This window comes from Brassicibacter mesophilus, assembly GCF_050433385.1.
Classification (GTDB): domain Bacteria; phylum Bacillota; class Clostridia; order Tissierellales; family Proteiniboraceae; genus Brassicibacter; species Brassicibacter mesophilus.
The window spans coordinates 75,224-87,999 of sequence record NZ_JBNPXI010000006.1; the positions used below are offsets into that span (position 1 = coordinate 75,224).

General features: G+C 31.1%; 11 protein-coding genes. 5 read left to right on the forward strand and 6 right to left on the reverse strand.

From position 1 onward, the window contains the following. Positions 1 to 11: 11 nt before the first annotated feature. Positions 12 to 1,820: an ABC transporter ATP-binding protein gene (locus HNR33_RS08820; protein ID WP_429082456.1), complete on the reverse strand. Its 1,809-nt coding sequence runs from the start codon at positions 1,818 to 1,820 to the stop codon at positions 12 to 14. A 665-nt stretch (positions 1,821 to 2,485) separates the two neighbouring features. Here HNR33_RS08820 and HNR33_RS08825 point away from each other — a divergent pair. The 4 genes from HNR33_RS08825 (at position 2,486) to HNR33_RS08840 (ending at position 8,538) form a co-directional block, all read left to right on the forward strand. Beyond that, the gene (locus tag HNR33_RS08825; protein WP_429082459.1) at positions 2,486 to 3,709 is read left to right on the forward strand and encodes an efflux RND transporter periplasmic adaptor subunit; all 1,224 of its coding nucleotides are present in this window, start codon (positions 2,486 to 2,488) and stop codon (positions 3,707 to 3,709) included. Positions 3,710 to 3,713: 4 nt separating this feature from the next. Then, on the forward strand, positions 3,714 to 6,734 hold the full coding sequence (locus tag HNR33_RS08830; protein WP_429082461.1) for an efflux RND transporter permease subunit: 3,021 nt from the start codon (positions 3,714 to 3,716) through the stop codon (positions 6,732 to 6,734). A 171-nt stretch (positions 6,735 to 6,905) separates the two neighbouring features. After that, positions 6,906 to 8,420, forward strand: coding sequence for a sodium-dependent transporter (locus HNR33_RS08835; protein WP_429082464.1), 1,515 nt, complete (start codon positions 6,906 to 6,908; stop codon positions 8,418 to 8,420). Positions 8,421 to 8,439: 19 nt separating this feature from the next. Further along, the gene (locus HNR33_RS08840) at positions 8,440 to 8,538 is read left to right on the forward strand and encodes a MetS family NSS transporter small subunit (protein WP_429082466.1); all 99 of its coding nucleotides are present in this window, start codon (positions 8,440 to 8,442) and stop codon (positions 8,536 to 8,538) included. Between the two features lie 543 nt (positions 8,539 to 9,081). Here HNR33_RS08840 and HNR33_RS08845 read toward each other — a convergent pair. The 5 genes from HNR33_RS08845 to HNR33_RS08865 form a co-directional block, all read right to left on the reverse strand. Then, positions 9,082 to 10,284, reverse strand: a complete 1,203-nt coding sequence (locus tag HNR33_RS08845; RefSeq protein WP_429082469.1) for a serine hydrolase — start codon at positions 10,282 to 10,284, stop codon at positions 9,082 to 9,084. 161 nt (positions 10,285 to 10,445) lie between these two features. Continuing rightward, entirely contained in the window at positions 10,446 to 10,658 is a 213-nt protein-coding gene (locus HNR33_RS08850; protein WP_429082471.1) for a hypothetical protein, read from the reverse strand. 83 nt (positions 10,659 to 10,741) lie between these two features. Further along, a complete protein-coding gene (locus tag HNR33_RS08855) occupies positions 10,742 to 10,942 on the reverse strand; it encodes a helix-turn-helix transcriptional regulator (protein ID WP_429082474.1) in 201 nt (66 codons plus the stop codon). Continuing rightward, positions 10,942 to 11,289: a DUF3796 domain-containing protein gene (locus HNR33_RS08860; protein WP_429082475.1), complete on the reverse strand. Its 348-nt coding sequence runs from the start codon at positions 11,287 to 11,289 to the stop codon at positions 10,942 to 10,944. The genes HNR33_RS08855 and HNR33_RS08860 overlap by 1 nt, the downstream gene beginning before the upstream one ends. A gap of 195 nt (positions 11,290 to 11,484) precedes the next feature. Continuing rightward, positions 11,485 to 12,075, reverse strand: a complete 591-nt coding sequence (locus HNR33_RS08865) for a hypothetical protein (RefSeq protein ID WP_429082478.1) — start codon at positions 12,073 to 12,075, stop codon at positions 11,485 to 11,487. A gap of 308 nt (positions 12,076 to 12,383) precedes the next feature. Here HNR33_RS08865 and HNR33_RS08870 point away from each other — a divergent pair, with 308 nt between their 5' ends. Continuing rightward, positions 12,384 to 12,743 carry a hypothetical protein gene (locus tag HNR33_RS08870; protein ID WP_429082480.1) on the forward strand — a complete coding sequence of 120 codons (360 nt, stop codon included), beginning with the start codon at positions 12,384 to 12,386 and terminating at the stop codon, positions 12,741 to 12,743. Positions 12,744 to 12,776: the final 33 nt, after the last annotated feature.

The window sequence follows — 12,776 nt, forward strand, 5'->3', positions numbered from 1 at the left end:
TGCACTTATCATTATACAGTTTTAATATCTCTTTCTAACTCTGCTTCAAGAGAATTCTGTATAGACCATATACGATTATATAGCCCTTTCTGACTAATTAATTCTTCGTGTGTTCCTGTTTGGACTAACTTTCCATCTTCTATAACGATTATCTTATCAGCTTCAGATAAAGTTGAAACTCTATGAGATATTATAAATGTTGTTGTTTCCTCATTTTTTTCTTTTAATGCCTTACGAATAGCTGCGTCAGTTTCTGTATCAACTGCACTTAATGAGTCATCAAAAACCAATATAGGATAATCTGATATCAGCATTCTAGCTATTGCTACTCTCTGTTTTTGCCCTCCAGAAAGTGTAACACCTCTTTCACCAACCAGGGTATCGTAGCCATCTTCGAAGTCCTGAATCACATCGTGTATAAAGGCAGTTCTAGAAGCTTCAAAAACCTGTGACTCTAAAGCATCTTTGTTCGCTATTCGAATATTGTCTTTAATAGTTTTAGAGTATAAAAATGGCTCCTGCAATATCACTCCTATATTTTTACGAATCCATTTTTTATCTATATTTTTCAACTCTATACCGTCTATTTTTATTGATCCCTTTTGATAATCATATAATCTACCCATTAGGTGGACAAGTGACGTCTTTCCCGAACCAGTTGGTCCTAGTATAGCTATAGTCTCACCCTGCTTCACTTCAAACGATACGTTATTTAATATTGGATGACCTTCTTCATACTCAAAGTAAACATTTTGAAATCTGATGTCACCTTTTATTTCAGGCTTCAACTCGCCATTTTCTTCAGTTTCAAGTGGTTCATCTAATATCTCATTTACACGTTTAAGCGAAACCATCATTTTACCCATATCTGCTAATATTCTTCCCATCTGACGCACTGGCCACAACAGCATGCTTTCATAAGTCGTAAATACTACTAATGTTCCGAGCGAAATAATATTCTTTGATGCCCAATAAGAACCAACAACCAACACTGTTCCTATTTGCATAAAGCATAAGAAATCCGATAAGGACCAGTACCCAGCTAATAATCTTATTACACGATATATCAAATCTCTGTATTCAGAGTTCTTTTCATCAAACTTTTCAATTTCATAGTTTTGACGTGCAAAAGCTCTCACTACTCTAACTCCAGTTAGGTTCTCTTGAAGGACTGTTGACAACCTTGCTTCTGATTCATCTGCTTCTTGAAAAGCATTTCTTATTTTCATAAAAAATAGAATTGCAAATATAAATATGATTGGAATAACCAGCATTGATATGATAGTCATTCTAATGCTTAATGATAGCATTATTATCAACATAAATATAAGCATAAATATTGCCTGACCTATTTCAACAAACTGAACAGCCAAAAATCTTCTTATTGTTTCTACATCAGATGTACATCTTTGAATTAAATCCCCTGTTTCAGCTTTTACATGATAGTCATAGGATAAATGCTGTATGTGATCATAAAGAGCCTCCTTCATATTTTTAGCTATTGACTCAGATGCAACAGCAGACCATTTACCTTTGAAATATAGAAAAAGTCCTCTTCCTATAGTTAGAAGCAGTATCACTATACTACATGCCCATAAATTTTGAGCTAATACTGTTTTTCCTCCAATCGATTCAATACCTGATAATACCCATCTTGGAGCAGTAAGTGGTTCATTTCCTATTATAGAGTCAATGGTCATCCTTATTACTAATGGCCCAGCTGTAGTAAATAAGGTCGCCATTCCCACACTTAAAATTGCTCCTATATATAAAAGTTTATTTCCCTTCATAAATTTCATAAGATATTTAAAAGTTTTCATTTAATACCCCTTCCCTTCACCATATATTTTGATTTCCAGTCAAAGCTTATCTAGTAAATCACTTGGACTAAGTCTATCCTTCCATGTATTAATCCTTACAGTTTTTAAAATTGTCATAAAAACTCCTCCTTTTTGTTTGATAATTTGTATAAAAACAAAAAACCACAGGAATATCCTATGGCTTTTATTAACAATAATTTTAGTGACAAAAGTAGTGTTAAGTAGTGCTAATTTATGTTAAGAAAATAAAAAGCCAATGGATAGACACTAACCCATGGCTTTATTGTAATCATCAAAATATATTTAATACATATAAATTATGCGTAAATATATAGACACAGGTCGTGTGTATTTTTTTGTAGTTTTTGTAATCTAATTTTCTTATTTGCCCTGATTGCAAACATTTTCATGACACGACCTCCTTTTAATTATTTCTTACCTTTAATATTATATTGATAAATGCTAAAATATTCAACCTTAAATATAATTTGTAATATTATTGTAATATTTAACTCAATGACACCATATTTCTTATTATTGTAGTTTTACAAACTATATTATATATTATTAATATACAGACACATATTTGATAAAACTATTTTACATATTTTTCTGTGGCTATACTATAGTTATAAATAGAATATTTAATACGTGGAGGAGATATTGTGAGAAAATTATTTTATCTAACCATTATACTAACACTCCTTTGTTCCAATGGATGCTCTGACACAAGTAATAAATCAGCTGAGTTAGAAAATATTAAGCCAGTAGCGGTAGAAAAACTAAATTCAGAAACCTTTCCTATCTTATTAGAATACATTGGTACACTTCAATCAAAGCAAATAAAGAAATATAGCTTTAAAAGCAGTGGAAAAATAGCTAAAATTCCTGTAGCAAATGGACAGCTAGTAAATAAAGGCGATATGTTAGCCGAATTAGATAGTACTGAACTGAAACTAGCAGCAAAAGCCTCAGAGTCTCAAATGAATGCAGCAAAAGCATTATATGACAAAGCAGTCAAAGGTGCCTCTGATGAAGAAATAGATCAGGCTAAGTTAAATGTAAAAAAAGCAAAAGATGCCTACGATTTCTCTTTATCTACATATGAAAAAGTTCAGAAGCTATATGATTCTGGAAGTATATCTAAACAGAAGCTAGATGAATCAAAACTTCAATTAGATAACAGTGAAACTAACTTAAAACTTACTGAGGAAATCTTATCTCAAGCTACTAATGGTAGCAGAGCTGAGGATAAGCAGGCAGCATATGCTCAGTATCAACAGGCAAAAGCAAGCTATGAAGCTCAAGAAAAATTAGTTGAGGATACTCAATTAAAAGCCGATGTGAATGGATACGTAGTTAATGTATTATATGAGATTGGAGAAATGGCCCCTGCAGGACATCCTGTAGTTGTTATAAGAACTGATGGGCAAATCATTAATGTAGGATTATCGCAACAAGACATAAAAAAAATAGATATTGGAACTGAAGTTAATATAACTATAGATGATACTAAAATTAAAGGCCTAGTATCACTAATTAATAACGTTATAGATAATAAAAGCAGAACCTATAATGTTGAAATAGCTATTGATGATAGTTATAAAAGCTTAAACCTGCCTTTAGGCTCAATAGCAAACGTTTCTTTCATAATGGGAAGTAAAAATGGTGTTTGGGTCCCTATATCATATATCTCAAATGATGGCCAAGACTATGTGTATGTAGTAGAAGATAATAGAGTGGTAAGAAAGAATATTATTATTAAAAATATATATCAAGATAAAGTTCTAGTTGATGGTTTAAAAAGTGGTGATTTATTGATTACTAAAGGAATAAAAAATGTTAAGGAAGGATACAAGGTTGTAGTTCAACAGCAGATTGGAGGGTAAATGTATGATTCGCATCGCTGTAGATAATAGAAAAATCACTCTATTCTTAGCTTTTATGCTTACTATAGCTGGATTATATAGCTATTATGTAGTTCCAAAACAGGATAACCCAGATGTATCTACTTCAGTTGCAATGATTTCTGCTGTATATCCAGGTGCTTCTCCTGAAAATGTTCAAAAGCTTGTCACATCAAAGCTTGAAGATAAAGTTGAACAGATTGAAGGCTTTGATCGTGTTGTATCACACTCAAAAAACAGTCTATCGATTATAGTTGTATATTTAACCAGTGATGCCGACGTGGATAAAGCATGGAGTGAGTTGATATACAAGATGGATGAAGTAAAGCCTGAACTACCTGATGAAGTAACACAAATAAATGTAAATACTCAAATGGATGATACTGCTGGGATCATAGTCAGTCTGTCAGGAGAAAAATACAGTTATGAGCAACTAGCTTCATATGCAGAAACCTTCAAAAACGAGCTTACAAGAATTGATGGAGTATCTCGTTTTGAAGTGGATGGAAAACTAGATAAACAAGTTAATGTAGTAATAGATATAGAAAAAATAAATATGCTTGATATATCTATGGAGGATGTACTTAATCTTCTAAAAATCCAGAACGTAGAAATCCCTTCTGGGAGCATAGACAACAAAAACTCTAAAATCAGTGTAAAGATACCTGGCATGTATACATCAATCAACGAAATTAAGGATACAATCATTAGCATTTCAGACGAAAACGGAGGTGCTGTTAGGATAAAAGATATTGCAGACGTTTCGCTTGAACTTGAAGAAGGCACCCATAAATTCAAAAAGAACGGTGAAAATGCAGTGTTATTAACTGGTTACTTCGACCAAGATAAGAACATAGTTATTATAGGTAAAGAGGTAAGGAAAACAATAGATGAACTAAAAGACAAAGTACCTGATGGAATAGTTTTTGATGAAGTACTTTTTCAGCCAGAAGATGTAAGCAATGCAGTATCAAATTTCATGTTAAACCTGATAGAAGGAATGATTTTTGTTCTGATTGTCGTTTTTATTGGGATTGGTATTAAAAATGCACTAGTCGTGTCTACTGCTATTCCACTATCTATTATCATTACATTTGTCGTAATGAATTTGATGCATATAAAGGTACATCAGATATCGACAGCTGCACTCATAATTGCACTAGGAATTCTTGTTGATAATGCAATTGTAGTCAGTGATGGGATTCAGTATCTAATAGATAATGGTGAAGATAAATTAACAGCTGTATTAGAAGGCACAAAAAAATCTGCATTACCTATATTTACCTCTACACTTACTACAGTTGTAGCCTTTGTCCCTCTATTACTTCTTCCTGGAATGGTTGGAGAGTTTATATACAGTCTTCCAATGGTTGTAATAATAGCATTAAGTGCCTCTTTTATTGTGGCTATGATTGTTACGCCAACTTTGGCATATATATTTTTTAAACCAAGTGAAAAAAGAAAACTAGGTCTGAACAGACTATACAATATATTTAATAAGCTGCTAATAAAAGGATTAAACAACAAGCGCTCTACCCTCTTTATATCCTTTGCAGCATTATTAGGTACAATATTATTAATTTATCAGTTAGGGCTTCAGTTTTTTCCGTACATAGATAAAAATGTGTTATATATAGATATGAATGCTGAGATTTCAAGTGATCTAGAAGAAACAGAAAAGCTAACTACACAAGTAGAAAAGGTATTGCTAAATCAAAGCGAGATTATTGATTATACAACAGCTATCGGAGATGGTCTTCCTAAATTCTATCTGACCATAATACCATCCATACCATCCCCAGATTATGCACAGATAATGATGAAAATAGACTTGAAAAAAGGAAATAGATTTAGATCGAATGAAGCCTTTGCAAACTATCTACAAGAGCAGCTTGACCAAAATATTGTAGGGGGAACTGCTGCTGTTAAGCTATTAGAATATGCAGAGCCTATAGGAGCACCTGTAAGAATACGAGTATCGGGAGAAAGCTTGGAAGAAGTAATAAAAGCATCTGAAGAATTACAGGCTGAAATTAGAAAAATCCCTGGCACCATGAATATTCGAGATGATGCTCCTAACAAAAGCTATGAATATATAGTTGATATCAATCCTGATATTGCAATGTACTTTGGAACAACTAAGCTCGATGTACAAAGGCAAGTAAATATAGCTTTAATGGGTGCAGAAGCAACTGTATTTAGAAAAGCTGGAAACGAATACTCTGTAACAGTAAGTAGTAATATTGAAAGTAAGAGTCAGCTAGAAAACTTAGCTATAAAGTCTTCAATAACTGGAGATAAAGTATTATTAAAACAGTTTGCTACTATCAAGCTTGGCACTCAAATAGATAATATCACTCGCTATAATAAGGATATAACTGTCACAGTATTTAGTGATGTTAAAAAAGGCTACAGTTCAGTTGATATAGAGAATATAATAGAAAAAGATGTAATAAAACATATAAATAAGGAAGATATTAAAATAACTTTTGATGGCGAAAGAGAGCAGATTGTTGAGAAATTTAGTAACGTTGGTTTTTCTGCTATATTTGCAGTTTTAGGTATATACATTATTCTACTGCTACAGTTTAAATCATTTGCAAAGCCTTTAATAATATTAATAACAATTCCCTTATCACTCATTGGTTCAATACTAGGTCTATTCATTTCAAGACAGCCATTATCATTCATGGCATTTCTAGGAATAGTAAGCTTAGTTGGTATAGTTGTAAATAACGCTATACTACTGATTGAATATATCAATGATGCAAGACTTGGAGGCTTTTCTGTATATGATGCATGCATTGACGCAGTAGAAAAAAGATTCCGTCCGATTATTCTAAGCACTACTACTACTGTAATAGGGTTAGTACCTTTAGTATTATCCGGAAGTCCTATGTTTACTCCTATGGCAGTATCGCTAATGAGTGGCTTGCTTGTATCTACACTGCTTACGCTTGTTATTATCCCTGTTGTTTACAGTGTGGTTTCAAAATATGCTGAATAATTTTTGTTAGAATATATCTATCTCAAAAAACCATGGTGCTTAATGTACCATGGTTTTTTTATGATAAAGCCATTTAAATAATACTGAATATTCAAAAAACTTCCTATATAATAATATATTTTGAATATTGAAGTAATATAATATATTAAATAAATTATTAGGGGGGGTTTAATGGAAACAAGAGAAAGATGGAACTCAAGAACTGCTTTTATTTTAGCTGCTATTGGATCTGCAGCAGGTCTAGGTAATGCATGGCGTTTTCCGTATATGGCAGCACAAAACGGAGGAGGAGCTTTTTTAGTACCTTATTTTGTAGCAATATTAACTGCAGGAATTCCTTTATTAATTGCTGAATTTACCATAGGTCATAAGTTTCAGACTGGTGCACCTGATGCTTTTCAAAGAGTAAAGAAAGGCTGGAGTGCACTAGGATGGTGTGCTATTACTATAAGCTTTGTTATAGTCACCTATTATGCCGTTATTATGGCATGGGTTGTTGATTATCTTTGGTATTCAATAACAACAGCATGGGGTAGTAATCCAGCAGATTTCTTTCTAAACAAAGTATTGCAGATCTCTAGTGGGCCTGGTGAACTAGGGTGGTTCAGTCTACCTGTGGTAATCGGCTTATTGATCGCATGGGGAGCTATTTATTATTGCATAAGAAATGGTGTAAAGTCAGTTAGCAAAGTAGTAAAATGGACTGTTCCATTACCGGTAATTATGTTAGGCATTTTGGTGATAAGATCTGTAACATTACCGGGGGCGTCTGAAGGACTTAACTATTATCTAAATCCTGATTTTTCTAAGCTTTTAGATCCAAAGGTTTGGGCTGCTGCATACGGTCAAGTGTTCTTCAGTCTAAGTTTAGCTTTCGGAGTTATGGTTGCTTATGCAAGTTATTTGCCTAAAAAATCTGATATTACTAATAATGCACTTATAACCGCTTTTTCTAATCATGGTATCAGTTTCTTAGCAGGTTTTGCAGTTTTCGGCACAATCGGTCATATGGCATTCAGTAAAGGAGCCGCAGTAGCTGATGTTGCTGGAACTGGTGGAATAGGATTGGCATTCTGGGTTTACCCAGAAGCAATCAATCTTTTACCTTTTGGTGTAGTAGCTTTCTCTTTAATTTTCTACATAATGTTATTTACACTAGGAATAGACTCAGCCTTTTCATTGATTGAAGGCGTTGTGGCCGGATTAGATAAAAGAGGCGGCTGGAACAAGAAAAAAATAATGCGAATTACTTGCTTAGTTGGATTTATTATAAGCTTCCTTTATGCAACTAAGAGTGGATTATACTGGCTAGATATTGTAGATAGATATATTAATAATTTTGCAATAATCGGTGTTTGCTTGTTTGAAGCTATCGCTATAGGCTGGCTATTTAAGGTCAAAAACTTACGTGACTATGTAAACTTATCTTCCGAGGTTAAGCTAGGTAAATGGTATGAAATAATGCTTAAATTTGTAACTCCATTAGCTTTAGCTATTATTTTTATATGGAATATAGTTCAAGAAATAATTGATGCTGTAAATGGTAATCTTTATGAAGGCTATCCTTTATGGGCTATAGCATTAGGTGGTTGGTTAATGTTGGCTCTAGTATTAGTGATTTCAATTGTACTGGGCAAACGTAAGTCTCCTGGCATCGTCGAAATCCAAGAAAACTCACTAGATTAATCAAGGAGGAATAGTTGATATGACTATTGGAGCATGGATAATGCTGTTTTTAGGAGCCATATTTTTATATGGTGGTCTAATTTGGACTGTGTCTATTGCTAGAAGACATAGTAAATAATTATAAGGAATGAACTTTAGTAGATTAGGAAAGTAAATAGCTATGGTAATCCACATCCATCTATCTAATCCTAATCGATATGTATTACAGCATAAAAAAAACAATACTAACAATTATATCTATAGAAATATGCATATTTAAGAGCATTACAACCTTTACTGCAAGAGGAGTTGGAGAAGAAATAAGATAAGAGTACCAATCTTTCAAAGAAAAAAGGTCTGAACTATTCAGACCTTTTTTGCATCTAAAAAACCTTTTTTACATCTTTATCTCCTCTTCCAGGTAAGATGATAACAATAATCTATTCTAGAAAAAAGATTTAAGCTAATTTTATGTAATAGGATATCCCATGAGCACTTTGTATAATCCTCTTTGTCTTGCTTAAGATTTGAAAGACTTCTAAAGCCTCATCATCTGTAATACTAACATACCTTTCACTTTCAATAGAGTATGTCAACAATTTTATTAATTCTTTGTAAAAATGAGAAAATCTTGCCGCTAATCTTAAAGGAAAGATAAATAAATTTAAAATATAGATATATTCTAAAGCTTTCCATCGTTTATTAATGAAATTAATCTAATAGTCAAGTCTACAATTTTACTCGCATCTACGTCATTATCAGTATTGTTTACAGTAAGTGAAATAGTGTATATATCACCCTTTTCTTCTTTTTGAAGAAGATGGGTATATTGAAGGACCCCAGGCTCAGAACCGCCCTTATAACCAACTAAGTTCCATTCATCTTTATTTGCTAACCCAGGGTTAATGGTAATTTCATCAGCTTCTTTTAAATCATATATTATATTGCAAAGCTCCTTAGTTGTGAAAAACCATTCTACATCGTTAATTAAAGTTGGTGAAGCTAACATTTTATCTACAGTTAACGTCTTGTCCTTTAAAAGGTTTAAGATTTCTTTTTTATCAGCCTCACATCCATTAATATATTTTTGCTGGGTTTTTTGATCAAGAAGATATTTAATTTTAAATGCTTCAGCTGTTTGTAAAAAAGGCTTATTAATATCTGATACATTTTTCTCAATATTTTCTCTTCCCATATAATCTATTAAGTGGTCAGTTGCAGTATTATCACTTATCGAGATCATTAAACTTGTTAGTGTTCTTAATGTTATGGGAGTGTCAAATGGCCAATCTTGAAGAATTCCAGCAGGAATAGATATGTTCTCTTTATTTAAGGTTATAACATCTTCCCAAGAAGCATCTTTAGCCTCTATTTTTTCATAAAGAGCCTTTAAAACATATAGCTTAAAAGTAGAACCCACTGCCATTGGCTTGTCATCATTATAAGAAAGAAGAACATCTTCATTATTCTTCATTATGCAAACAGAAGCCGTACCATCAAGAGCTTTTATTCCTGCCAATACTTTTTCTACTGAGTCATCTTCTAAAACCGGTGGACCAAAAAATATTGAAATAACTTTATTTTTATCATTTAATTTTATTTGTACTGGAGGCTTCCCCTTTTCAAATATAAGGATATAATTACCCTTTTCTCCTTCTATATTATTTAACGCACCTAAACTTGTTTTATAAGATTCAACCAATTCAATAATTTTTTCTATTGGAATTTGATTTAAAAAAGATTGGTCAAATAATGAGCTTATTTCGTTATAGTCCATTGTAAAAATTTTGTTGAGTATCTCTTTATCACGGTCATTTTCAGCAAAAGTCACTGATGTTATTAATAGAGAAATTACTAATACTACTATAAATATTTTTGATTTCATGAACTTACCACTCCTTATAATTTAATGAGAATTTTAAAAAAAGATAATTAAATAAGTGTTTATCCATTCATCTCTCTTTTCTTCATAACGATTTTAAAATATAGATAATCTACTGAATGACTATGGTCTTATCATTGACTTTTCTCAGTTACTTCACTTACTTAGTTATACTGTCTAATTTCCTCAATATTCTTTTCTAATTTTTCTATTTTGATTTTCATTTCTCTAATGCTAGTATTAAGATAGCCAATATATAAAATAATACATACTGTAATAGCTATCGTAAATAAACCTTCAGTTTGTATTGATTTGCTCTGCACACTTAATAGTATTATTACTACAACTATCAAAACACTCTTTAAGTTTATTTTCAACATGTAGTCTCCTTTCCTAAGCAATGGTGTGAAATTCTTGTTTTTTGTTATCTTGGTTATAATGTATTTTCAATTTTCTAATATTAGTCTTCATAAGTGAAAACTTCTTCTATGGTTGTTTCAAATACTTTTGATATATCCATAGCTAATTTCAAAGATGGATTATATTTTCCGTTTTCTAAATTACCTATTGTTTCTCGTCGCACTCCAACCATCTTTGCCAATTCTTCTTGACTTAAATTGTATTTTGCTCTAAATTCTCGTATTCTAGTTTTTAGTGCCACTAACTGCACCTACTTTCTCTATATTCCAAAATCGCAAGATAAATAGAGAACACAAAAATTGCAGTAGAAAAGCTAAGACCAAACGCAAATGGTATAGCTCTAGCATCTAAAAAAATAAAATGCCCTGAAAACATAAATAGAACTAAAGAAATCATTTGGCATAAAAAAGCAGCAGTAGATGCTTTCCGTACATTAAGCTGAAAAAGTTCATCAGGTATTACGAAAAAATATCTGATATAGTAAGCAAAACCAAAAAATCCATATAAGCTTATATCTCCTGTTTTCCATCCTAATAATCCTATTAGTGAAAGCAGAGAAAGTAAGCTTAAGTAGTTAAATTTTTTCATTTTAATCTCTCCTTTCTATGTTATATATTTCTCACTTTATGTTATAAATATATAACATAGAAAGCTAAAAGTCAAACACTTTTACAATAATTATTTTATTTGTTAATTTCACTATATCTATTTGGATTTTATGCGAATAAAGGTGCAGCTCTTAGAAATATAGTTTTTTTAGTATTGCAACATTAATTATTCTTTTCAAAGATTAAATTGTTCTCTGTACTCTACTAATTCGTTATTGAATTTGTTATATTTCAGATTTTCTTCTGGGGTATCTATGTCATACATACCAATATCAATATACTCTATCTCATATTCTCCGTTGTTATTAGTAATTCTATATCTCTTAGTTATATAAAATCCTGGAACAGAATTACCCTCAGGAGATATAGTTGATTTAGTAAATATATATTTTTTATTTTCGTAGTCAAAAACTTTAGTTATTTCTACTTTTACATCGCATAAATTTTCCTGTGTTTTTCTCAATTCATATAGCTGTTCTTTGTCTAAGTTTTTTAAGTCAATTGGTTCTGGAACGTATTTCCTATTGTAATGCACTTCATCATCAATACTGGTATTGAATTTTATGTCTAGACTCTTCAAACTACTGATATACTCATCATATGACAAAAAATAATTAGAAAATTGATGATCTAGTCTTTCTATTTCCTTTACTGCTTCAATTAAATTACTATTGTTTTCTGATTCATTAAAATTAGTCTGACTATTACAAGATATCAATAAAAAAACTGATACTGATAATAGAAATAAGCCAATGTACTTCTTCATGAAAAATACCCTCCCACTAGTAATTTAGTTATTTTTACATTTTATTCTTATATATAAGAGTCTTAAGACTATCAAAAAATTCCAAAAAAATAATTTTTTATAGATATGTCACAATGTTAACATTTAGCATTTTTTCAATTATTATGCTATAATTACAGCATATCATATTATAAAAAAAGTTTCTATTGAAGCATTAATATATTAAGTTAGCCTTTTTAGAAACCCATTTACTAAAAGTTTATATTAAGGAAACCTAGCACTTTCCTATGGATTATAAAAAATAATCAAATTAACCAATGGGGGATAGTATGAGAAGAGTTTTAGAAATATTAAATAACAACTTGTTTGTTAAAATAGTATACCCTATAGTTTTTGCTGTCTTATCTTACATAACTGACTATAATCCTAATAAATTCAGCTTTCATATCTATATTCTATATTTTCTTTTTTATAACTTCATTGGGTTCTTTATTGGGTATATTATTATTAGTATTATAACTAGATTAGGACAAAAGGAAAGACTATCAAATTTTATAAGCAAAGTAAATTCATTTATTAAAATTTTCATTTTTTACATTGCTCTTACTAGAATAGAGATGTACATGGGAGTAGAGTTTCAAACAATTTTTTTAGGTGCTATTTTATGGATTGATTTAGAAATCAGTTGAAATATAAGATTAGTGATGTATTTTAATATCTTG

Coding starts and splice junctions, on each gene's coding strand:
- HNR33_RS08835 (WP_429082464.1), top strand. CDS start 6,906: ATGGAAACAAGAGAAAGATGGAACTCAAGAACTGCTTTTATTTTAGCT.
- HNR33_RS08865 (WP_429082478.1), bottom strand. CDS start 12,075: ATGAAGAAGTACATTGGCTTATTTCTATTATCAGTATCAGTTTTTTTA.
- HNR33_RS08820 (WP_429082456.1), bottom strand. CDS start 1,820: ATGAAAACTTTTAAATATCTTATGAAATTTATGAAGGGAAATAAACTT.
- HNR33_RS08840 (WP_429082466.1), top strand. CDS start 8,440: ATGACTATTGGAGCATGGATAATGCTGTTTTTAGGAGCCATATTTTTA.
- HNR33_RS08845 (WP_429082469.1), bottom strand. CDS start 10,284: ATGAAATCAAAAATATTTATAGTAGTATTAGTAATTTCTCTATTAATA.
- HNR33_RS08860 (WP_429082475.1), bottom strand. CDS start 11,289: ATGAAAAAATTTAACTACTTAAGCTTACTTTCTCTGCTTTCACTAATA.
- HNR33_RS08870 (WP_429082480.1), top strand. CDS start 12,384: ATGAGAAGAGTTTTAGAAATATTAAATAACAACTTGTTTGTTAAAATA.
- HNR33_RS08830 (WP_429082461.1), top strand. CDS start 3,714: ATGATTCGCATCGCTGTAGATAATAGAAAAATCACTCTATTCTTAGCT.